General features: G+C 71.7%; 21 protein-coding genes and 1 pseudogene. 12 read left to right on the forward strand and 10 right to left on the reverse strand.

Going from position 1 to position 20,460, the window contains the following annotated elements:
• Window positions 1-78: 78 nt before the first annotated feature.
• Window positions 79-864: an alpha/beta fold hydrolase gene (locus ACZ64A_RS07310; protein ID WP_469808778.1), complete on the reverse strand. Its 786-nt coding sequence runs from the start codon at window positions 862-864 to the stop codon at window positions 79-81.
• Window positions 865-1,001: 137 nt separating this feature from the next.
• The gene (locus ACZ64A_RS07315) at window positions 1,002-1,649 is read right to left on the reverse strand and encodes a TetR/AcrR family transcriptional regulator (RefSeq protein WP_469808779.1); all 648 of its coding nucleotides are present in this window, start codon (window positions 1,647-1,649) and stop codon (window positions 1,002-1,004) included.
• 115 nt (window positions 1,650-1,764) lie between these two features.
• On the opposite strand from ACZ64A_RS07315, the gene ACZ64A_RS07320 reads away from it, so the two are divergent.
• Complete coding sequence (locus ACZ64A_RS07320; protein WP_469808780.1) at window positions 1,765-2,154, forward strand: VOC family protein; 390 nt, start codon at window positions 1,765-1,767, stop codon at window positions 2,152-2,154.
• A gap of 25 nt (window positions 2,155-2,179) precedes the next feature.
• Here ACZ64A_RS07320 and ACZ64A_RS07325 read toward each other — a convergent pair whose 3' ends face one another.
• The gene (locus tag ACZ64A_RS07325) at window positions 2,180-3,637 is read right to left on the reverse strand and encodes an APC family permease (RefSeq protein WP_469808781.1); all 1,458 of its coding nucleotides are present in this window, start codon (window positions 3,635-3,637) and stop codon (window positions 2,180-2,182) included.
• Between the two features lie 109 nt (window positions 3,638-3,746).
• Between ACZ64A_RS07325 and ACZ64A_RS07330 the strand changes: the two genes are divergently transcribed.
• The 8 genes from ACZ64A_RS07330 to ACZ64A_RS07365 all read left to right on the forward strand — a co-directional run bounded on the left by ACZ64A_RS07330 (window position 3,747) and on the right by ACZ64A_RS07365 (window position 12,398).
• Complete coding sequence (locus ACZ64A_RS07330) at window positions 3,747-4,325, forward strand: TetR/AcrR family transcriptional regulator (RefSeq protein WP_469808783.1); 579 nt, start codon at window positions 3,747-3,749, stop codon at window positions 4,323-4,325.
• Window positions 4,326-4,346: 21 nt separating this feature from the next.
• Window positions 4,347-6,326, forward strand: a complete 1,980-nt coding sequence (locus ACZ64A_RS07335; protein ID WP_469808784.1) for an oxidoreductase — start codon at window positions 4,347-4,349, stop codon at window positions 6,324-6,326.
• Between the two features lie 117 nt (window positions 6,327-6,443).
• Window positions 6,444-7,136, forward strand: a complete 693-nt coding sequence (locus tag ACZ64A_RS07340; protein ID WP_469808785.1) for a histidine phosphatase family protein — start codon at window positions 6,444-6,446, stop codon at window positions 7,134-7,136.
• A 205-nt stretch (window positions 7,137-7,341) separates the two neighbouring features.
• Window positions 7,342-8,211, forward strand: a complete 870-nt coding sequence (locus ACZ64A_RS07345) for a DMT family transporter (protein WP_469808786.1) — start codon at window positions 7,342-7,344, stop codon at window positions 8,209-8,211.
• A gap of 350 nt (window positions 8,212-8,561) precedes the next feature.
• Window positions 8,562-9,440: an ABC transporter permease gene (locus tag ACZ64A_RS07350; protein WP_469808787.1), complete on the forward strand. Its 879-nt coding sequence runs from the start codon at window positions 8,562-8,564 to the stop codon at window positions 9,438-9,440.
• A gap of 144 nt (window positions 9,441-9,584) precedes the next feature.
• A complete protein-coding gene (locus ACZ64A_RS07355; RefSeq protein WP_469808788.1) occupies window positions 9,585-10,634 on the forward strand; it encodes a taurine ABC transporter substrate-binding protein in 1,050 nt (349 codons plus the stop codon).
• Entirely contained in the window at window positions 10,621-11,457 is an 837-nt protein-coding gene (locus ACZ64A_RS07360) for an ABC transporter ATP-binding protein (RefSeq protein WP_469808789.1), read from the forward strand. Before ACZ64A_RS07355 ends, ACZ64A_RS07360 begins: the two co-directional genes overlap by 14 nt.
• 56 nt (window positions 11,458-11,513) lie before the next feature.
• Window positions 11,514-12,398 (forward strand): TauD/TfdA dioxygenase family protein, encoded by an 885-nt coding sequence (locus ACZ64A_RS07365; RefSeq protein WP_469808790.1) that lies wholly within the window; start codon window positions 11,514-11,516, stop codon window positions 12,396-12,398.
• 35 nt (window positions 12,399-12,433) lie between these two features.
• Here ACZ64A_RS07365 and ACZ64A_RS07370 read toward each other — a convergent pair whose 3' ends face one another.
• Window positions 12,434-13,474: a GlxA family transcriptional regulator gene (locus ACZ64A_RS07370; protein ID WP_469809087.1), complete on the reverse strand. Its 1,041-nt coding sequence runs from the start codon at window positions 13,472-13,474 to the stop codon at window positions 12,434-12,436.
• 121 nt (window positions 13,475-13,595) lie between these two features.
• On the opposite strand from ACZ64A_RS07370, the gene ACZ64A_RS07375 reads away from it, so the two are divergent.
• Window positions 13,596-14,426: a dienelactone hydrolase family protein gene (locus ACZ64A_RS07375; RefSeq protein ID WP_469808791.1), complete on the forward strand. Its 831-nt coding sequence runs from the start codon at window positions 13,596-13,598 to the stop codon at window positions 14,424-14,426.
• A gap of 114 nt (window positions 14,427-14,540) precedes the next feature.
• Here ACZ64A_RS07375 and ACZ64A_RS07380 read toward each other — a convergent pair whose 3' ends face one another.
• The 4 genes and pseudogenes from ACZ64A_RS07380 to ACZ64A_RS07395 form a co-directional block, all read right to left on the reverse strand.
• The gene (locus tag ACZ64A_RS07380) at window positions 14,541-14,702 is read right to left on the reverse strand and encodes a hypothetical protein (RefSeq protein ID WP_469809109.1); all 162 of its coding nucleotides are present in this window, start codon (window positions 14,700-14,702) and stop codon (window positions 14,541-14,543) included.
• Window positions 14,703-14,712: 10 nt separating this feature from the next.
• A pseudogene (locus ACZ64A_RS07385) lies at window positions 14,713-14,850 on the reverse strand (MFS transporter); the annotation flags it as partial.
• Window positions 14,841-15,101 carry a hypothetical protein gene (locus ACZ64A_RS07390; RefSeq protein ID WP_469808792.1) on the reverse strand — a complete coding sequence of 87 codons (261 nt, stop codon included), beginning with the start codon at window positions 15,099-15,101 and terminating at the stop codon, window positions 14,841-14,843. The pseudogene ACZ64A_RS07385 and the gene ACZ64A_RS07390, both read right to left, overlap by 10 nt.
• 106 nt (window positions 15,102-15,207) lie before the next feature.
• Window positions 15,208-16,038, reverse strand: a complete 831-nt coding sequence (locus ACZ64A_RS07395) for an SDR family NAD(P)-dependent oxidoreductase (protein WP_469809089.1) — start codon at window positions 16,036-16,038, stop codon at window positions 15,208-15,210.
• A gap of 403 nt (window positions 16,039-16,441) precedes the next feature.
• Here ACZ64A_RS07395 and katG point away from each other — a divergent pair, with 403 nt between their 5' ends.
• A complete protein-coding gene (katG, locus tag ACZ64A_RS07400; RefSeq protein WP_469808793.1) occupies window positions 16,442-18,634 on the forward strand; it encodes a catalase/peroxidase HPI in 2,193 nt (730 codons plus the stop codon).
• 60 nt (window positions 18,635-18,694) lie between these two features.
• On the opposite strand, the gene ACZ64A_RS07405 is transcribed toward katG, so the two are convergent.
• Entirely contained in the window at window positions 18,695-18,868 is a 174-nt protein-coding gene (locus ACZ64A_RS07405; protein ID WP_469808795.1) for a hypothetical protein, read from the reverse strand.
• A 151-nt stretch (window positions 18,869-19,019) separates the two neighbouring features.
• Here ACZ64A_RS07405 and ACZ64A_RS07410 point away from each other — a divergent pair, with 151 nt between their 5' ends.
• Entirely contained in the window at window positions 19,020-19,562 is a 543-nt protein-coding gene (locus ACZ64A_RS07410) for a GNAT family N-acetyltransferase (protein WP_469808796.1), read from the forward strand.
• Between the two features lie 117 nt (window positions 19,563-19,679).
• Here ACZ64A_RS07410 and ACZ64A_RS07415 read toward each other — a convergent pair whose 3' ends face one another.
• The gene (locus ACZ64A_RS07415; RefSeq protein WP_469809090.1) at window positions 19,680-20,381 is read right to left on the reverse strand and encodes a hypothetical protein; all 702 of its coding nucleotides are present in this window, start codon (window positions 20,379-20,381) and stop codon (window positions 19,680-19,682) included.
• Window positions 20,382-20,460 lie beyond the last annotated feature (79 nt).

Below are 20,460 nucleotides of genomic sequence, written 5' to 3' on the forward strand. Positions count from 1 at the left end.
AGCGGCGACCTGCCGAGACGGCTCACCTCGTCCGTGGTGGCCCAGTCATGGCCGGTCCCTTCGGGCCGGGTGGGCGGTTCAGCGGCTCGCCGCGACCGCTTCCAGCAGGATGTCGGCGACCCGCGCGGGCTGCTGGACGGGGAAGAGGTGGCCCGACTCGGGCACGGTCACGGTGGTCACGTGCGGGCAGGCTTCAAGGCCCCGCTGCTCGCCTTGGGTGAGGCCGATCTCGTCGTGCTCACCGCGCACCACCCAGGCCGGGACGCCGGCCTCGCACAGCCGGGGCACCAAAGAGGGGTACCGGTCCAGATATCTGTAGTACTCGCGGACCATCCGCCGGCAGACGGCCGGGTCGTTGTGGGCCATCGCCCGTTCCATGACCGCCCCTTGGTGGGGCGGCAGGCTGCCGCGCACGGCCCGGGGCACCGTCTTGAGCATGCCGCTCCAGGCGAGGATGCCCAGCCCCGGCACCCGGCCGACCGTGTTCAGCACGGTCAGCGCCTTTGCCTCGTCGCCGCGGGAGAAGGTGGGTGACAGCAGCACCAAGGGGCCGGTGAACAGGCCGGCGGCCGCCATTTCCAGCGCCACATTGGCGCCCAGGCTGTGGCCCGCGACGACGTCGCAGCGCTCGCGGGCGGTGATACCGGCGAGGAGGCGGGCGTAGTTCTCCATGCTGACGTCGTCGGGGGCTTGGGTGTGCCCGAAGCCGGGCTGGGTCACGGCCACCAGGCGAATGTCCGCCAGGGCCTTCTCGGCCATGAGGTCCGTGTAGGCCTCGGTGGTGCACATGCCGCCGGGAATCAGCAGGATGCCGTGGGCGGACTCCGCAGGCCCCGCCCGGCGTATGTCCCAGGTGACGCTCACATCTCCCAGGCTGCCAGAGGTACGCCGACCGCGCATGCAGGACGGCCGGCCGCCGGTGACCGGTGCGTACGTGCGTCGCCGAAAGGGTCCTCTGACGTGGCCGGCAGGCGGCCCAGCGCGTTGCCGCGAGGATGCTGTCAGGCGGTGGCGTAGTCGGACAGGGCAGGTTCCAGCAGGGCGAAGGCCCGGGCGGCTTCGGCGCCGATGGTCTCGGCGATCCGGTCGTTGGGCTGCCCGTCCAGCGTGAGTTCCTGGATGCGGTGGAACAGCACGCGGTGGACGGCGCCCAGCAGCCCGGCCGCGGTCCGGACGGTGATGTCGTCGGGCTCGGCACCGGTGGTCTCGGCGAGGGCCTGCGCGAGGTGCCGTTCACGCCGGTCGTGGAGGCCACGCAGACAGGTGCTCAGAGTGGGACTGCCGGCGACCATGCGCGCGAAGTCTGGGCCGGAGAACCCGGCGACCGGATCCTGCGCGGCGACGGCGTCGGCGAACGCGCGGCGCAGCGCGGCCAGGGCGGATTCCCCCGCCTGCCGGGCGGCGACCGTCCGCGCCAGAGAGGTCGCGAACTCCTCCTGGTGGTCCAGGGCGAGGTCTTCCTTGCGGGCGAAGTAGTTCGTGACGGTCTTCTTGGCCACGCGGGCGGCGTCGGCGATCTCGGCGATCGTCGTCTGCTCGAAACCCCGGGTGATGAAGAGACGGGTCGCGTGGTCGGAGATGAGCTGCCGGGTCTCCTGCTTCTTCTCCGCGCGCAGCCCGCCGGACGGGCTGGTCGTCTGCGTAACCATGAGCGTGATCTTACTCTCGTCGTAATTTTACGTTGACGGGTATTGACTGCTCGGCAACTTTACGTCCGTAGTAAGTTTGCTCCCGTAGAACCATTGATGACCCAGGGAGCTCTCTGTGCAGTTCACCACCTCCACCGTCGCGCTCACCGTCGACGACGTGGCCGCGTCCCGGGAGTTCTTCACCGCTCATCTGGGCTATACGGTCCGTCAGGCCGCCGACGGCTTCGCGTCCCTCACACACGGCGACGCGGTCGATGTCGTCCTGCTCGCCCGCGGCCTGGAAGTGCTGCCGCCCGACCAGCGCGACCAGCACGCCGCCGGTCTGGTCCTGGCCTTCACCGTCGCCTCCGGTCTGGAGGAGCGCGAGAAGGAACTGCGCGACGCCGGTGTCCCGATCACCATGCCGCTGCGTCAGGAACCCTGGGGCGAGCGGCTGTTCCAGATCACCGACCCGAACGGGGTGATCGTCCAGTTCGTCGAATGGGTCGCTGCCGATCACGCCTGACGTATGCTGCCGGTCCCGCCTGACGTCACACGGCCCTTCCCGTCCGGGGCGCGGCATGCGGTGCGGCGGTCTCGGGCAGCGCCGGGGTTTCGATGCGCCAGGCGATGCGCTCGCCGTCCTGTACGAGCCGCCGGTAGGCGTAGAGGACCACGGACAGCAGCAGGATGCCGACGCCCACCAGTGACTGTGTGATCCCGCCGTAGCCGGCCAGGGAGGGGTGGCTGACGCCCACGAGGACGATGAGCAGGTTGAAGGCGAGCAGCAGCCAGGCGACCGGGATCCATGCCCGGCCGCGCCTGATCGGGCGGGGCCAGTGGGGGCGGTCCCGGCGCAGCAGGAGGAAGGCGCCCACCGCGAGGGTGATCGCGACGAGGTAGCCGAAGTTGCTGGCCACGAGGATCGCCAGGGGCTCCCCGAGCAGCAGGACGACCAGGCTGTTGAGGACGGCGTCGAGGGTGAGTGCCCGGCCGGGCACGCCCCAGCGGTTGAGGTGGTCGAGCTGGCGCAGGGTCATCTTCTCCTGCGCCAGCCCGTACAGCGCCCGGCCGCCGTCGGCGGTGGTGGACACCATGCCGAAGAACATCGAGACGATCAGAACGACGACGCCGGCCGTGGAGAACCCGCCGAGAGCCCGTTCGAGAGCGACGGCGAAGGAGCCGACGGGATCGGCACGGAAGGCGTCCTCACCGATCGAACCGACCATCGACAGCGGTACGACGACGAAGAGGGTGAGGGCCACCAGCGAGGTCCAGCGCAGCGCCTTGGCCGTGTCACGGACGGTGTCCCGGTACTCGGGTGCGAACGAGGCGCAGATCTCCGTGCCGTAGGTGGTCCACGCGGTGACGTAGAACCAGACAGCCAGGGTCATCCAGTCGCCGCCGTGGTACCAGGTCAGCCTTTTGGCGTGCCAACTGCCCGCATGGATGAGGGGAGCGACGGCGACGACGGCCAGCGCGGTGAGCACGATCGTCGCGATGACCTTGGTCGTGCGGGCGGCGAGCCGGGTGCCGAAGTAGTTGCAGGCCCACCCGGCGGCGATCGCCGCCACGGCCACGCCTTCCGTCAGTCCCAGGCTGCGACCCAGCACTTCGACGTGCCCGGAGTGCGGGAACCACTGGGTGCGTACCAGGGCGCCGATCGCCGCCGCGTTCACCGCGATGCTGAACGACCAGCCGATCCAGTACCCGAAGGACGCCACGGCGCCGAGCGGGGCGCAGTAGCGCTTCCAGCCTTCGGTGGCGTAGCGGCTGACGCCGCCGGACATGTCCGGGAACATCGCGGCGGTCTCCGCGAACAGCATGTTCTGCAGCAGGCCGATGACCGCGCCGGCGGCCCACAGGGCGATGGCGGTCCAGCCGCCGACCGCGCCGATGCCGTAACCCACCGTCAGCAGCAGGCCGTTGGGGATCACCAGGGCGATGGCGAAACCGTCGCGCCAGGTGAGGGTCTTGCGCAGCTCGGGGGAGTGCTCATCGTGGTGCACGTCGATCGCCCTTCTCGAGGGGACATACGGCATTGTGTTGGCCGTCACAATAATGCGTTATTATTGGATGGCAAGAGGGGCGGCGAGAACATGCGGAGGGGGAGCTGCCATGGACGAGCAGAGGGAACGCATCCTGCGGGCCGCGGCCGAGGTGCTGGCCGAACGCGGCTTCGACGCAGGGCGGTTGCGGGACGTCGCGACGGCGTCCGGCGTGTCCATCGGAGCGCTGCAGCACCACTTCGAAACCCGTGACGCCCTCTTCAGGGAAGCCTTCGCCTGGTCGATCGACGATCTGATCGGACGCTGGCGGACGGCGGCCGCGGACGCCACCAGTGCCTGGCGCCGCTTCGAACTGCTCGTCGCCGCGCTCACCGGCGATCCCACCCTCACCCGGCGCTGCGCCACCTGGACCGAGTTCTGTGCGAGCGCTTCCCGCCGCGAGGAGCTGCGCGACGGAGTCCACCGGGTCCACGCCGCGTGGCAGGCACTGATCCGCGACATCGTCCAACAGGGTCTCAAAACGAGAGAGTTCGAGCCGACCGTCGCCGCCGATCTCGCCGTCCCATCGCTGATGGCCCTGGTCGACGGCTGCGAGATGGCGGTGGCGTCCGGGTCCGGACTCACCGCCGGACGCTATGCCGAGGTGATGCTCGGCACCGCGCGCGTCCTGCTCGGCGTGCGCGCCTAGGACCTCCAGGGAGGACACGCCATGGGAGGACATGCCATGGGAGGACGGTTCCCGCACCTCTTCAGGCCCTTGCGGATAGGCGGGGTGACCGTGCGCAACCGGATCCTGTCCTCGGGCCACGACACGGTCCTCGTCAGGGACGGGGAGGTCACCGATGAACTGATCGCCTACCACGAGGCCCGAGCCAGGGGCGGTGCCGGCCTGATCGTGCTCCAGGTCTCGGGCGTGCACGAGTCGGCCCGTTACACCACCCATGTCCTCATGGCCACGGACGACACCTGCGTCCCCGGCTACGCCCGGCTCGCGCAGGCGGTCCAGCGGCACGGAGCCAAGGTCTTCGGCCAGCTCTTCCATCCCGGCCGGGAGATCCTGGAGTCCGCGGACGGCAGCGCCCCGGTCGCCTGGGCACCCTCGGCCACACCGAGCGAACGCTTCCACGTCATGCCGCGCGCCATGACCGAGGCCGAGATCCGCGAAGTCCTCGTCGGCTACGGCCAGGCAGCGCACCGGCTGCGCCGGGCCGGGCTCGACGGTGTGGAGATCGTCGCCAGCCACGGCTACCTGCCCGCGCAGTTCCTCAACCCCGAGGTCAACGTCCGTACCGACGACTGGGGCGGCGACCAGCAGGGCCGGCTGCGCTTCCTGCGCGAGGCACTGCTCAGCGCGCGGACGGCGGCAGGGGACGGCTTCGTGGTCGGCCTGCGCATCTCCGGAGACGAACTGAACCACGACGGCCTCGGCGTCGAGCCGGTGCTGAACGCCGTCGCCGCACTCGACGCCGAGGGACTCGTCGACTACGTCTCGGTGTGCGCGGGCAGTTCGTCCAGCCTGTCCGGGGCGCAGCACATCGCTCCGCCCATGTTCCAGCCCGCCGGCTACACCGCCCCGCTCGCCGCCAAGGTGCGCGCCGTCGTCGGTGTCCCTGTGATGGTGGCCGGGCGGATCAACCAGCCGCAGGAAGCGGAGCAGATCGTCGCGAGCGGTCAGGCGGACGCCTGCGCCATGACCAGGGCCCTCATCTGCGATCCGGACCTGCCGGCGAAGGCCGCGGACGGCCGCGCCGAGGAGATCCGCGCCTGCATCGGCTGCAACCAGGCCTGCATCGGCCACTTCCAGCTCGGCTACCCGATCTCCTGCATCCAGCACCCCGAGACCGGCCGCGAGCGCCGCTTCGGAGTCCTGCCGACGCTCACTCGGCGCAAGAAGGTGCTGGTCGTCGGCGGCGGGCCGGGCGGCCTGAAGGCCGCAGCCGTGGCGGCGGCGCGCGGCCACGAAGTGGAACTGCACGAGGCCGCGCGCCGCGTCGGCGGTCAGGTCCTCCTCGCTCAACTGCTGCCGGGACGGGCCGAGTTCGGGGGAGCGGCCACCAATCTGGAGGGCGAGGCCCGCCGCGCCGGGGCGCGTATCCACGTGGGCTCGCCGGTGGACGGCGCGGTCCTTGCCGCCGCCTCGCCGGACGCCGTGGTGCTCGCGACCGGCGCCCGCCCCCGCCGCCCGCGGCTGGAGCTGATCGACGACCCCGTGGTGCTCGACGCCTGGACGGTGATCCGCGGCGGCGAGGTGCCACGCGGACGGATCGTGGTGGCGGACTGGCGCGGCGACTGGATCGGCCTCGGCGTCGCCCTCCAACTGGCGGGCCAGGGAAGGAAAGTGACGCTGTGCGTGACGGGCTTCGCGGCCGGCGAGCACCTGCAGCAGTACGTACGCACCGCCATGCTGGCGCAGGCGGCACGGGCACGCGTGGAGATCGTGCCCAATGTGCGGCTCTACGGCGCCGACAGCGACACGGTGTACCTCCAGCACACCCTGACCGAGGAGCCGGTGCTGCTCGAAGGCATCGCCGGCACCGTCCTCGCGCAGGGGCACGACCCGGTCAACGATCTCGACCCCGTCGCCCTCGGCGTCCCGGCCGACCGCGTCTTCGCCATCGGGGACTGTGTCACTCCCCGCACGGTGGAGGAGGCGGTCCTGGAGGGGCTGACCGTGGCGAGCGAGCTGTGACGCCCTGCCCGCGGGACGAGGAGGCGACGGAACAGGACGGCAGGGGGAGGGAACCGGCACACGGGGAGTGGCGTCCCTAGCCGTACAAGATCACCCGTGGGCGCGGAGGAGTCCGAGATGACCGGCACGGCCGCACACCCTTCCGAGACCACGGCGGAGGAGCCCACGGCGAGGGACCACACGGCGAAGGAGTCCACCGGGACCCGCTACCTCTATCTCGTCCGGCACGGCGAGGCATCGCCCGACGAGAGCGCGCTGACCGAGGCCGGCCGACGGCAGGCCACGCTGCTCGGCCGGCGCCTGCGGGACATCCCGTTCACGGCCGTGCACCACGGTCCGCTGCCGCGCGCGGAGCAGACGGCCCGCCTGATCGCCGGGCACCTCCCGGACGTACCGCTGAACCGAACCGACGTGGCCGGTGACTATGTGCCCTACGTCCCGGAAGCGGACGAACTCCCCGACGGCTCCGCCGACTTCTATCTCGACTTCCTCTCCGGTGCCACCGCGGAGGAGCGCGCGCAGGGCCCCGTGCTGGCGCGCCAGGCGCTGGAGCTGTTCACCGGGCCGGTGGCGGGGGAACAGGACCGGCACGAACTGGTCGTCACCCACAACTTCCTCGTCGCCTGGCTCGTCCGCGACGCCATGCATGCGCCGAAGTGGCGTTGGCTCGGCCTCAACCACGGCAACGCCGCACTCACCGTGATTCGCTACGCACCCTCCCGTCCGGCCTCGGTCCTCCTCTCCAACGACACGCGGCATCTGCCCGACGAACTGCGCTGGACGGGATTTCCGCCCGAACTGCACATCTGACGGCGACCGCGGCGCCCGAACCGCCGGCCCAGGGCTCCGGACGAAGGACGGGGTGGCCGGGGCAGTGGCGGTGAGCGGGTCCGCCATGCGGATGGCGACCGATGGAGTGACGTGCGGGAAGCCGCCCAGGGGGACCGGGCCTCCCCAGGTCGCAGTCCTCGCGTGAGCGCGATCGCCGGGCCGGGACGGGGCAACCATCGATGTCATGGTGTACGTGTTCGGCCTGTCCGCGGCCTGCCTGCTCGGTATCGGCTTCGTGCTGCAGCAGCACGCTGCCGAAAGAGCACCCGAGAGTGACGTCCTGCGCTTCCGCATCCTGTGGGACCTCGCCCGCAACCGTCTCTGGCTCGGCGGCATCGGTTGCATGGTCGCGGGCCAGGTGCTGGGCGCCCTCGCCCTCGCCGCGGGCGATCTGTCCCAGGTCGAGCCCCTGCTGGCGACCAACCTGCTGTTCGCCTTCGCCCTGGCACGCCGTCTGAGCGGCCAGCGCATCGGCGTATCCGGGTGGGTGGGCGTGCTCCTGCTGGGCGGCGGCGTCGCGGCGTTCACCCTCGCGGGCCGCCCCAGTGCCGGTTCGGCGGCCACGGGCGGCCTCCGGCAGTGGGTGGTCATCGGCGTGATCGTCGGCCTGGCACTGGTCCTGATCGCCTTCGCGCGCCATCTGCCGCTGTTCGAGGAGCCACCCCTGCTGGCCACCGCCGCCGGGATGCTGTACGGCCTCCAGGACGCCCTGACTCGGGTGTCCACCGGCATCATCGGCTCCGACGGGATCGGCGCACTGCTCGTCCGCTGGGAGCCGTACGGAGTGGTCGCCCTGGCCGTCACCGGCCTGATGCTGGTGCAGAGCGCCTTCGAGGAGGGGCCGCTGCGCATGTCCCTGCCGGCCCTGACGGCCGCCGAACCCCTCGCGGGCATCCTCTGCGGCGTCGGCTTCCTCGGCGACCGTCTGCGCACGGACGTCGCCGCCCTCACCTGGCAGGCGTCGGGACTCGCCGCGATCGTCGCGGGCGTCTTCGTACTGGCCCGGCACCCGGTCATGCCCGGCCACCCCGGCGACGACGGCGACAGCCCCTGAGGTGACGCCAGGGTGAGGGGCGCCGGTCTCACCGACGGCCAGGGTCCGTTCCGAAGAGTGGACGGCTCTTGGTCGGCGGCCGCGCCTGTTGTACAAATGGGCCTCATGATCTCCGAGCTCTTGGTGCGACGCCTGGTCATCGACCTGTGCCGGCGCGCGGGCTCGTGTTGTTGCTGAACATGCCCTCTCCCGCACCCTTCGCCGTCCGGTGACTCCACCGGGACGAGGGTCGTCGCCGCGCCCTGCCCTGGGCGCCCAGTCCGCATCGTTCAGCATCACGTGCGCCGGGTACGGCTGCTCCCGTCGGTAGACGGAAGGCCGCACCTCACCGGCGCCCCCTGGAGACGCCCATGTCCACGCCTTCCCGGCTGTCCGCACCCGAAGACGCCGAGCCGCGGCTCGACGTGCCGCCCGGCCGGCCACCCTTCCCGGCACGACGGCTCTGGGCGCGTACACGCCCCGCCCTGCTGCCCTCCGCATCCCTGCTCGCCTTCCTCGTGCTGTGGCAGCTGCTGGCGGCGAGCGGCACATGGAGCGAGACACTGGTACCGCCGCCCGCCAAGGTCTGGGACGCCTTCGTCAACGTGTCCACGACACACGACGGGGTACGCGGCTACAACGGCACCTTCCTGCTCGAGCACCTGGCCATCAGCCTGCGCCGCATCGCGGTCGGCGCCGGCCTCGGCGTCGCCCTCGGTGTGCTGTTCGGGCTGCTCATGGGCACCGTCGGATGGCTGCGCGCGCTGTTCGAGCCCTGGATCACCTTCCTGCGGACACTGCCGCCCCTGGCCTACTTCTCCCTGCTCATCATCTGGCTGGGCATCAACGAGGAACCGAAGATCACGCTGCTCGCGGTGGCCGCTTTCCCGCCCGTCGCGGTGTCCACCACGACGGCCGTCGCGGCCGTGCCGAGAAGCCTGATCGAGGCCGCCCGTGCCCTCGGCGCTTCAGGGTGGGACGTGGTCAAGGACGTCGTCGTACCGTCCGCCCTCCCGGAGACGCTCACCGGCGTCCGGCTCGCCGTGGGAGTGGCCTACTCCTCCCTAGTGGCCGCCGAACTCGTCAACGGGCTGCCCGGCATCGGCGGCATGGTCAAGGACGCCGCCAACTACAACAACACCCCGGTCGTGCTGGTCGGCATCATCACCATCGGCATCTCCGGCCTGATCATCGACGGTCTGCTGCTGCGACTGGAGCGCACCGTCGTGCCGTGGCGCGGCCGCGCGTAAAGCCCCGAACGCCTGCCCGGACCTCCCGGACCTCCTGGGCGGCCCGCCCACCTCGTCGGCACCGACCCCCACCGCCGCCTCCATCTGCCCCGACCCCCGCCGCCGCCCTTTCCTGCCACGACCCCCGCACAGAACGGCTTCGCCATGTCCCGTGTGCCCGAAAACCCCTCCCGCCGGCTCCTGTTGGCCGGCGCCCTCGCCGCCGTCTCGGCCGCCGTCACCGGATGCTCCACGGCCGGTGAGGCGTCGACGTCCGGCGGCTCCAAGCAGCTGCGCATCGGCTACTTCGCCTTCCCCAGCGGCGACTTGCTCGTGAAGCACAGAAAGCTGCTGGAGAAGGCGCTCCCCGACCACAGCATCACCTGGATCAAGTTCGACTCGGGCGCGGCCGTGAACCAGGCCTTCCTCGGCCGGTCGCTCGACATCGCCGCGCTGGGCTCCAGCCCGTTCGCCCGCGGCATCTCGGGCAGCTCACCGATCCCGTACAAGGTCGCCTGGGTCCTGGACGTCGCGGGGGAGAACGAGGCCCTCGTCGCCCGGACGAGCACCGGCATCCGCGATGTCGCCGGGCTCAAGGGGAAGACCGTCGCCACCCCCTTCGCCTCCACCTCCCACTACAGCCTGCTGGCGGCCCTGGAAGCGGCCGGGCTGAAGACCTCCGACGTCAAGCTCGTCGACCTCCAGCCGCAGGCCATCCTCGCCGCCTGGCAGCGGGGCGACATCGACGCCGCCTATGTGTGGCTGCCCACCCTGGACGAACTGCGCCGGAGCGGCACCCAGCTCACCAGCAGCAAGGAGATCGGAGCGACCAAGCCGACGCTGGACCTGGCCGTCGTGTCGGACGACCTCATCGCCCGGAACCCGCGCGCGATCGACGCCTGGCGCAAGGCGCAGGCCCAGGCCCTGCGCCTGCTCAAGTCCGACCGCGACGGCTCGGTCGCGGACGTCGCCGCCGAACTCGGCATCAGCGCGGCGGCCGCCAGGTCCCAGCTCAGGCAGGGGGTGTTCCTCACGCCCGAACAGGTTGCCTCCGCCGACTGGCTGGGCACCGACGGCCGCCCCGGCAAGCTGCTCACCTACGTCACCGACACCGCCCGCTTCCTCGCCGGCCAGCGGCAGATCGACGCCGCACCGTCCGCGGACGCCGTCCGCAAGGCGTTCTATCTCAAGGGGCTGCCCGATGTCCTCAAGTGAAATCACCCGCACGGCCCCCACGTCCGCGACCCGGCCCGGGACGGACGCCGGGCAGGCCGGCGGCATCCGCCTGGACCAGGTCGTCCACCGGTACGGCCGGGGCGGTGAGGCGGTCACCGCCGTAGGGCCCGTCGATCTGACCGTGCCCGCCGGGGAGTTCCTGGTGCTGGCGGGCGCCTCCGGCTGCGGCAAGAGCACACTGCTGCGGCTCATCGCGGGCTTCGAGCGGCCCACGAGCGGCTCGGTCCGTGTCTCCGGCGCCGCACCACGCCCGGGGGAGTCGGCCGGTGTCGTCTTCCAGACGCCGCGGCTGTTCCCCTGGCGGACCGTACGCGGCAACATCGACCTGGCGCTGCGGTACGCGGGCTTGGAGCGGTCCCAACGGGCGGACCGCACAGCCGAGTTGCTGGCCCGTGTCGGCCTGGAGGGCACCGAGAAGCGCCGCGTCTGGGAGATCTCCGGCGGCCAGCAGCAACGCGTCGCCATCGCCCGGGCCCTCGCCGCGGAGAACCCCCTCCTGCTGCTCGACGAGCCCTTCGCGGCGCTCGACGCGCTCACCCGGGAACGGCTCCAGGAGGACGTCCGCCGCATGAGCGAACGGACCGGCCGGACCACGGTGTTCGTGACCCACTCCGCCGACGAGGCGGTGTTCCTGGGCTCCCGCATCATCGTGCTGACCAGGAGCCCGGGCACCGTGGCCCTGGACCTCCCGGTTCCCCTGCCGCGCGGCGACGTCGACAGCGACGAGTTGCGGGACTCGGCCGAGTTCGCCGAGCTGCGCGCCCAGGTCTCCCACGCCGTCAAAGCCGCCGCCGCGGCCTGATCCCCCGTACGCGGAAAACCCCCTGCCCCCTGCCCCTGCTCAGGAAGGACACACAGGTGAGCATCCTCAGCGAACGGCCCGCCACGACACGGCTGCCGATCACCGAACTCGGCCCGCACTTCGGCGCCGAGATCCACGGCATCGACCTCGCCCGCCTCGACGACGACGAAGTCCTCGCACTGCGCGAAGCCCTGGTGACGTACAAGGTGCTCTTCGTACGCGGCCAGCACACCCTGGAGGACGCCGCGCAGATCGAGTTCGGCAGAAGGCTGGGCGAGGTCACCGTCGGCCACCCGGTCCACGACTCCGGTGACGTGGCCCCCGAGGTGTACGCGCTGGACAGCCAGGACAACGGGTTCGCCGACGTCTGGCACACGGACGTGACGTTCGTACGGCGTCCACCGGCGATCTCCGTGCTGCGAGCGGTGGTGCTGCCGCCCATCGGCGGCGACACGAACTGGGCCGACAGCCAGCTGGCCTACGAGTCTCTGTCCCCGGGCCTGCGGGACTTCGTCGACACGCTGACCGCCGTTCACGACGGCACCCGCGAGTTCGGGTACTACCTGGCCCAGCGCCGGGGCGGCCGGGGCAACCTGTGGGAGGGCGAGACGTTCACGCAGCTGACGCCGGTGGAGCACCCGGTGGTGCGCGTCCACCCCGAAAGCGGCCGCAAGGGCCTGTTCGTGAACCCCGGCTTCACCTCGCACATCGTGGGCGTCTCGGAACACGAGAGCCGGGGCCTCCTCGACATCCTCTACGCCCACCTCACCAAGCCCGAACACGTCGTACGGCACCGCTGGCAGCCGGGGGACGTCGCCCTGTGGGACAACCGCAGCACGGCCCACTACGCCAACCGGGACTACGGCGACCAGCACCGGGTCATGCACCGCATCACCCTGCGCGGCGACACCCCTGTCGGACCGCGGACCGCCCACCGCTGACGGCCCCACGGCAGGACCGGCGGGAGAGCATGCCCTCAAGCAGACGTGCGGGACGAGGCCCGCGCGTCGCCGTCCCCGCCGGACTCCCTGCCCGTGCGGCCGAAAGCGGTCCGGTAGGCGCTCGGGCGATGGCCGGTGTGGCGGGCGAAGAGCGCGGCGAAGGTCCCCGGGTCCCGGTATCCGACGGCCGCGGCGACGGCGGCGACGGTGCGGTCGGTGGTCTCCAGGAGATGGCGGGCGCGGCGGATGCGGGAGGACTGCAGATGGGCCAGCGGGTTCCGCCCGGTCTCCTCGGCGAAACGGCGCAGCAGCGTGCGGGTGCTGACCTGGAAGGCGTCCGCGAGGGCGGTGAGGTCGTAGCGCTCGGCGAGATTCTGGTCGAGATGCCGCATGACCCGCTGGGAGAACTCCCGGCCGGGCTGCGGGAGGAGCCGCGGATCGACGTAGGGGGTCTGCGAGGTCCGCGCATCGTCGACGAGCGCCAGCCGCGCGGTGGTGCGGGCCACCCGGGCGCCGTGGTGCCGGCGGATCAGGTCGAGCGCGAAGTCGTACATGGCGCTGAAGGCGGCCGTGGTCGTCACTCCCGCGTCGGTGACCACGAGGTGCTCGGGCCGTACCTCGGCGTCCGGGCAGCGCCTGGCCAGCTCACCGGCGTGCAGCCAGGACGTGGTGGCCCGGCGCCGGGCGAGGAGCCCCGCCTCGGCCAGCAGGAACGCGCCGACGCACAGGGACACGACGGCGGTGCCGGCCGCGGCCTGGGCGCGGATGGCCGCGATCTCGGGGCCGAGCCGGGCGAGGCGCGCGTCGAGGTCCGCGTCCGGGCGCAGTTCGAAGCCGGGCACCACGAGCACGTCGACCTCGCGCAAGGGACGCACATCCAGACTCACGCCGCCCGAGGCGGTGACCCGGCGGCGGGGCGAGACGACCGACACCCGGTGGCCGGGGGCGTCGGCTCCGGCGACATGCCCGGCCATCGTCAGCAGGTCGGGGATGCCGAACACTTCGGACGCGAAGCAGTCCGGGTACGCCAGGACCCCGACCCGCAGCGCACCCGGCCCGGCGCCGTCATGCGTCATCGCCACCCCCGCTCTCCCCGCCCGTGCAGCGCTCGGGCGCCCTCGCCTGTGGCGAGATTACCGGCGGCGTTGGCGATCCCGCCCCTCACCCCGTGGCCGGTCCCACCGCCACCCTGGCCCCATGAGCGACGACGATCCGATCACCGACTTCACCCGCCGGAGCGTGGCCGTGGAGGGGGTGGAGAAGACGGTGTACGTGGCCGGGGCCGGGCCCGCGGTCGTAGTGCTGCCCGAGATGCCGGGCATCAGCCCCGACGTCCTGCGCCTCGCGCGCTGGGTGCGCGACGCGGGCTTCACCGTCCATGTGCCCTCGTTGTTCGGAACGGACGGCGCCTTTCCGACGGTCGAGGGCGGCCGCGAAGTCGTCCGCCGTGCGTGTGTCAGCGCCGAGTTCCGCGCCTTCGGCGGAGGCGGCACCAGCCCGGTGACGGTCTGGCTGCGCGGCCTGGCACGCCAGGCCCACGCCGAGTGCGGCGGGCCGGGGGTGGGCGCGATCGGCCTGTGTTTCACCGGCAACTTCGCCCTCACCATGGCCCTGGAGCCGGCGGTGATCGCCCCCGTGGTCAACCACCCGTCGCTGCCGCTGGACGACCCCGGCGGACTCGAACTCGACGACGCGGACGCGCGCGCGATACGGGACCGGCTCCACCGTGACGAACTCACCGTCCTCGCCTACCGCTTCGAGGGCGACCGCTGGTGCACGGGACAGCGCTTCGCCGCCTACCGAGCGCTGCTCGGCGACGCCTTCGACGGGCGCGTGCTCCCGGACAGCGCCGCGAACCAGGCCCCGCCGCCCTTCTTCGCCGACCTGGTCGGCACCCCGCACAGCGTCGTCACCGCCCATCTCGTCGACGAGGCCGGCCACCCCACGATCCGGGCCCGCGACGAAATCCTCACCTTCCTGGCCGACCGCCTGCACCCGCAAGCGAACGGACGACTGCCCGCCACCTGACCGACCGCCTGCACCCGCACGCGTCCGGGCGGGTGCCCGCCACCTGACCGTGGTCGGATGCGGCCGGCGGATGCCGCAGGGTCGCGCCGGCCAGGCATTCGTCTCCTGCGAGGTCTACGCGCCGGCCGGGGCCGGTTGAGCCGTCGGGGACACGGAGGAGGCGCGCAGGTCCGCTGTGGCGGCACCCACCGCGGCGTCGGCGGCGAGGCAGAGCAGGCCACCGCTGACGAGGGCCACCGTTCCCGAGGCGGCGTCCGCCACGAGACCGGCCCGCATGTTGCCGAATCTGCCAGATCTGGAACATGACGGCGACGAGCGTCATCCGGCTGCCGAGACCGGACACGGCCTGGCCGATCCACAGCCGCCGGAACGGCGGCGACGACCGCAACGGAGCCGTGTCGATCAGCGTGCGCTTCAGCCCCACGCGGGATCCTCGGCCGGCTTCTCGGCGATCCGGTCGTGCAGGCTCTTGCGCTCCAGAGCTCGCTCGATGCCGGTGACGACCTGGGAGAGCGGGTACGGGATCTCTGCTTCCAGATCGGCGAGAGCGGCCTCGGTGGCCCGCCATTCCGCCGCCAGACGACCGACTACGTCGCGGGCCTTGTCGGTGAGTCTCACCTTCTTGGTACGGGCGTCCTCGCCCACGCCGGTGCGGACCCAGCCGGCCGTGCGCATCGCGGCGACCTTCTGGCTGAGCGCCGAATGGGTGCGCGTCCGCTTCCGGTGTGGCGCCCGATGGGCAGGCACTCGGCGAGGAGCACGACGATCCCCCCCCACGGGCTCAGACGGCGCTGTCGGAGGGGTCGGTGGTGCGAGGGGTGATGGTGTGGTCGAAGCCCATCGTTCCCGGGTCGAGGGCCGTCGTTCCGCCGTCGACGGTGAGGACCGCGCCGTTGACGTAGGACGCCGCGGGGGAGAGCAGCCAGTCGATCGCCTGCGCGACCTCACGCGGCTCGCCCGGCCGTCCCATCGGCAGAAAGCCGGTCGCCTCCTGGTAGGCCGCCTCTGTACCGCCCGGCAGGCCCGCCTCCTCGGCGAAGCGCGCCATGCGCCGGTCGGCCATCTCCGTGCGCACCCACCCCGGGCACACGACGTTGGCCCGCACACCGCGGCGCCCGTAGTCGACGGCGACCGAGCGGCACAACTGGAGCAGCGCCGCCTTGGACGTGGCGTAGGGAGCGTTGCTGGTGCCGTTGCGCAGCGCGGAGACCGAGGCGACGGCCACCACCGCCCCGCGGGATTCCAGCAGCCGCGGAAGGGCAGCGCGCAGCAGCAAGAGGGGCCCGGTGACATTGGTGCGCAGCACGTCGTCCCAGTCCTGCAATGACAGGTCCCCGACGGCTCCGCCGCGCCCGATGCCCGCGTTCAGCACGACCCCGTCGAGCCGTCCGTACGTGGTGACGGCCGCCTTGACGATCCCCTCGGCCGCCTCGGGGTCCCCCACGTCGGACGGGAACGCCAGCGCCCCCGTCTCCCGCGCGAGCCGGTGCAGCGGTTCGGGCCGGCGTCCGGAGACGACCACGTGGTGGCCTTGCTCGCGCAGCAACCGGGCCGTGGCCTCACCGATGCCCGAGCCACCGCCGGTCACCACGACCACCCGCTCGTCCGCCACCGCAGCCACACCCCTCGCACCAGATCACCCGAACGTCCGGCCCGACTCTAGATCCGGAGCCCGCCACGCCGATGAGTTTTGGCCAACGCTTCGCCGTGCGGCCGTGCGGCCGTGCGGCCGTGCAGGTGTACAGCGGCTGTGCACGTGTACAGCAGTGCTCAACGGCGGCGACGTCCCCGGCGGCCCAGGTCCCAGTGCTGCTGCCCTGCATTTTCGCTCGGCGCCGTAAGCCGGAGCGGGAGGGAAAAGCCAGCCCCTTCTCTCATGTCTTTCATGGGGGCGCGCCCTGCGTGTTCCATAGCGGTGTGGTCTGCGGTGAGCGACCATACGGACGCGGCACAACACATTTTCTTCAAGAGCGTCAGCCAGAAGAAGGAACACCGAGACAGGAAGAAGGACGGGCATGTCCGGCAGCGAAAGCGAGAACCCAGTAATCCCTTCCCCGACGCCCACGCCGACTCGGCGGCCGAGGACGAATCGGGACTGGTGGCCGAATCAGCTGGACCTTCAGGTTCTCCACCAGCACTCGCCCCGCTCCAACCCGATGGACGAGGACTTCGACTACGCGAAGGAGTTCGCGACCCTCGACGTCGACGCGCTCAAGCGTGACGTCTTCGAGGTGATGACGACATCCCAGGACTGGTGGCCCGCCGATTACGGCCACTACGGACCCCTCTTCATCCGGATGAGCTGGCACGCCGCCGGGACGTACCGCATCGCCGACGGCCGCGGCGGGGGCGGCAGCGGCGCGCAGCGCTTCGCCCCCCTCAACAGCTGGCCGGACAACGCGAGCCTGGACAAGGCACGCCGTCTGCTGTGGCCGGTGAAGCAGAAGTACGGCCGCAAAATCTCCTGGGCCGATCTTCTGGTGTTCGCCGGGAACTGCGCCATGGAATCCATGGGATTCAAGACGTTCGGGTTCGGCTTCGGGCGGCAGGACATCTGGGAACCCGAGGAAATCTTCTGGGGACCCGAGGACACCTGGCTCGGGGACGAACGCTACAGCGGCGACCGGGAACTCACCGGTCCTTTCGCCGCCGTTCAGATGGGACTGATCTACGTCAATCCGGAGGGGCCCAACGGCACCCCGGATCCGATGGCCGCCGCCCGGGACATCCGGGAGACGTTCGGACGCATGGCGATGAATGACGAGGAGACCGTCGCCCTCATCGTCGGCGGCCACACGTTCGGCAAGTGCCATGGCGCGGTCGACGCCAGTTACATCGGCCCGGAACCCGAGGCCGCCCCCATCGAGCAGCAGGGCCTCGGCTGGCGGAACACGTACGGCAGCGGCAAGGGCCCCCACGCGCTCACCAGCGGTCTGGAAGGCGCGTGGACCAACGAGCCGACCAAGTGGGACAACGGATACCTGGACAACCTGTACGGGTACGAGTGGGAACTGACGAGCAGCCCCGCCGGCGCACACCAGTGGACTCCCACCGATCCCGCCGCCAGGAGCACCGTGCCGGACGCGCACGACCCGTCGAAGCGGCACGCCCCCATGATGCTGACGACGGACATCGCGCTCAGGGTAGACCCGGTCTACGGACCGATCACGAAGAGGTTCCACGAGAACCCGGACGACCTCGCGTTGGCCTTCGCCAAGGCCTGGTACAAGCTGCTGCACCGCGACATGGGACCCGTCTCGCGCTACCTCGGCCCGTGGATTCCCGAGCCGCAGCTGTGGCAGGACCCCGTGCCCGACGTCGACCACGAGCTGGTCGGGGACGAGGACGTCGCCGCCCTCAAGAGCAGGATCCTCGACTCGGGCCTGTCCGTCTCCCAGCTGGTCACCACCGCCTGGGCGTCGGCGGCGAGCTTCCGCGGCACCGACAAGCGGGGCGGTGCGAACGGGGCACGGATCCGGCTCGCGCCGCAGAAGGACTGGGAGCTCAACGCCCTCCCCGAGGTGACCGAGACGCTGCGCGGCCTGGAGCGGATCCAGCAGGACTTCAACGGCTCCCGGACCGGCGGCACGCGCGTCTCCCTCGCTGACCTGATCGTCCTCGGCGGGTGCGCGGCCGTGGAGAAGGCCGCGAGGGACGCCGGGTACGACATCACGGTCCCGTTCGCGCCGGGGCGTACGGACGCCTCGCAGGAGCAGACGGACACGGAGTCGTTCGCGGTGCTGGAGCCGAAGGCGGATGCGTTCCGCAACTACCTTCCGGCGGGCGAGAAGCTGTCCCCGGAGACCCTCATGCTGGACCGCGCCAACCTGCTGACGCTGACCGCTCCGGAGATGACGGTGCTGATCGGCGGCATGCGGGCCCTCGGCACCGGCTTCAAGGGGGCCCCGCACGGCGTCTTCACCCACCGGCCCGAGGTGTTGACCAACGACTTCTTCGTCAACCTGCTCGACATGGGCACGGAGTGGAAGGCGTCGGCCACCGACGAGAACGTCTTCGAAGGCCGTGACCGTGCCACGGGCGAGGTCAAGTGGACCGCCACCGCGGTCGACCTCGTCTTCGGCGCGCACGCCCAGCTCCGCGCCGTATCGGAGGTCTACGCCTCCCAGGACGCGGGGGAGAAGTTCGTCCGCGACTTCGTGGCCGCGTGGAACAAGGTGATGAACCTCGACCGGTTCGACCTCGCCTGAGCCCGCCGCGACACGGCGAAGGGCCCCGTCCGCGTGGACGGGGCCCTGGGGCGGACGTCGTCAGTGTCCGAAGGCGCCCTTGGTCCTCTCCTTGGCGGAGCGGGCTTTGCCACGGGCCTCCAGCGCGGCGCCCTTGGCCTCGGTGGTCCTGTTACCGGCCGCGTGGGCCACCTTCCGCACGGCCTTCCCGAGCACCTGCTCGGCCTTGGCCTTGGCTCGTTCTCCGGCACTCATGTCGGTCCCTTCCTGGGCTCTCCCTCATCCGCCTGCCCTTGACGGCCGGACGGAAACCGGTCCGGTCCGGCATCCGTCCCGGGTCGCCGGGCCTTCTCTGCCGGACCGCTCGCACGGGCCCGCTCGCACGGCCTGCGATAGGTTGCCCGCCATGACCGGACTCGGACCCGTCCCCTGGCCACCCGTCCCGGCCAGGACCGAAAGGCTCGTGCTCCGCGAGTCCGAGGCCCGGGACCGTGCGGCGTTCATCGAGCTCCTCGCCTCGCCGCAGGTGGGCACCTACCTCGGCGGTCCCCGCCCGCGTACGGAGCTCCAGCAGCTGGTGCCCGAGGTGCCCGGGCGGCGTCCGGGCGTTTTCGTGATCGATCTCGACGGAGCGATGATCGGCATGGTCACGCTCGAACGGCGGGACCCAGGGCGGCCGGGGCAGGTCCGTCCGGAGGAAGGGGAGGCCGAACTCGGCTACCTGCTCCTGCCGGAGTTCTGGGGTCGCGGATACGCCGCCGAGGCGTGCGCGGCCGTACTCGACTGGTTCGCCGGCGTGCTCCCCGGCGAGCCCGTGGTGCTCTGCACCCAGACGGCCAACTCCCGCGCGATGCGTCTCGCGGCGAAGCTCGGCTTCACCGAAGTGCAGCGGTTCGAGGAGTACGGCGCCGAGCAGTGGTTCGGCGTACGAACGCAGCCCGCGGCCTGACCGTCACGGCGAGCGCGTCACCGCTCGCCGACGCGCACCCGGCGTCGTCGAGCGGTCCCGGGTGTTCCCGTCGCCGCCTCGGCTCCTGTTCGGGTGCCCCGGGCTGACGGCGGCCGACTATCCGTGGAGCCAGACCCGCAGCGGGCCGACCGCCTCGAAGCCATGGCGGACGGCGGCATCCAGATCCGCCCCGTGCTCGTAGCCCACGACGGGCAGGCCGGGGAACAGCCGGTGCACCACGTCCAGCGCGCCGGGCCAGGCCCGGTCGGCGCCACCCTCCACCGCGAAGACGTTGGAGATTCCCACCACGTGCTCGCTCCGGCTGGCCACCGCCCCGGCTGTCACCAGGCCGTCGGCGGAGCGCCCGACGAGAACGGAGGTGGCCGGATCGTCGAGCAGTTCGGGCCGGAAGAGGCCGGCGTTGCCGTCCCCGTCGTCCCAGGCCAGCGCCCAGGCGCGCAAGGTGTCCCGGTCGCCGGCCACGTCCCAGGCGGCATCCGGTGAGACGGTCGGCGCGCCCGCCGGACGGTGGATCCACTGCGCGTCGAAGAGGACGTCGAAGCCGGCCGCCGTCAGATCGAGGTCGGCGAAGCTGTCCTTGACGCAGGCGCCGGGGGCGGCGGTGTCGATCCGGTCCACCAGCGCGGCGGCGTCGGCTCCCGGTGCCAGCGTCACCGCGTCGGGGTAGTACAGCGGCGGCCGGGCCGGGACCGTCCAGGCCTGCGCTCCGAACTCGCCCGTCAAGCCGTGCGACCGGCTCATGGACGCGCACCACTCGGCGTTGTTGCGGGCAGCGGCCCGGATCACGAACTGCTCCATCGTCCTCACGGGGGTGATCATGACCCGTCACCGCACCGGGCGTCGAACCATTTCCTTCCCCCGGGACAGCCCCCGCACG

Source organism: Streptomyces sp. NPDC104814 (assembly GCF_055583185.1).

Bases quoted from the DNA above. Each gene is read 5' to 3' on its own strand.
- ACZ64A_RS07410 (WP_469808796.1), top strand. From the start codon at position 19,020: ATGACCGGACTCGGACCCGTCCCCTGGCCACCCGTCCCGGCCAGGACC.
- ACZ64A_RS07405 (WP_469808795.1), bottom strand. From the start codon at position 18,868: ATGAGTGCCGGAGAACGAGCCAAGGCCAAGGCCGAGCAGGTGCTCGGG.
- ACZ64A_RS07370 (WP_469809087.1), bottom strand. From the start codon at position 13,474: ATGACGCATGACGGCGCCGGGCCGGGTGCGCTGCGGGTCGGGGTCCTG.
- ACZ64A_RS07330 (WP_469808783.1), top strand. From the start codon at position 3,747: ATGGACGAGCAGAGGGAACGCATCCTGCGGGCCGCGGCCGAGGTGCTG.
- ACZ64A_RS07375 (WP_469808791.1), top strand. From the start codon at position 13,596: ATGAGCGACGACGATCCGATCACCGACTTCACCCGCCGGAGCGTGGCC.
- ACZ64A_RS07340 (WP_469808785.1), top strand. From the start codon at position 6,444: ATGACCGGCACGGCCGCACACCCTTCCGAGACCACGGCGGAGGAGCCC.
- ACZ64A_RS07350 (WP_469808787.1), top strand. From the start codon at position 8,562: ATGTCCACGCCTTCCCGGCTGTCCGCACCCGAAGACGCCGAGCCGCGG.
- katG (WP_469808793.1), top strand. From the start codon at position 16,442: ATGTCCGGCAGCGAAAGCGAGAACCCAGTAATCCCTTCCCCGACGCCC.
- ACZ64A_RS07355 (WP_469808788.1), top strand. From the start codon at position 9,585: ATGTCCCGTGTGCCCGAAAACCCCTCCCGCCGGCTCCTGTTGGCCGGC.
- ACZ64A_RS07345 (WP_469808786.1), top strand. From the start codon at position 7,342: ATGGTGTACGTGTTCGGCCTGTCCGCGGCCTGCCTGCTCGGTATCGGC.
- ACZ64A_RS07390 (WP_469808792.1), bottom strand. From the start codon at position 15,101: ATGCGCACGGCCGGCTGGGTCCGCACCGGCGTGGGCGAGGACGCCCGT.
- ACZ64A_RS07315 (WP_469808779.1), bottom strand. From the start codon at position 1,649: ATGGTTACGCAGACGACCAGCCCGTCCGGCGGGCTGCGCGCGGAGAAG.
- ACZ64A_RS07335 (WP_469808784.1), top strand. From the start codon at position 4,347: ATGGGAGGACATGCCATGGGAGGACGGTTCCCGCACCTCTTCAGGCCC.
- ACZ64A_RS07380 (WP_469809109.1), bottom strand. From the start codon at position 14,702: ATGCGGGCCGGTCTCGTGGCGGACGCCGCCTCGGGAACGGTGGCCCTC.
- ACZ64A_RS07415 (WP_469809090.1), bottom strand. From the start codon at position 20,381: ATGGAGCAGTTCGTGATCCGGGCCGCTGCCCGCAACAACGCCGAGTGG.
- ACZ64A_RS07360 (WP_469808789.1), top strand. From the start codon at position 10,621: ATGTCCTCAAGTGAAATCACCCGCACGGCCCCCACGTCCGCGACCCGG.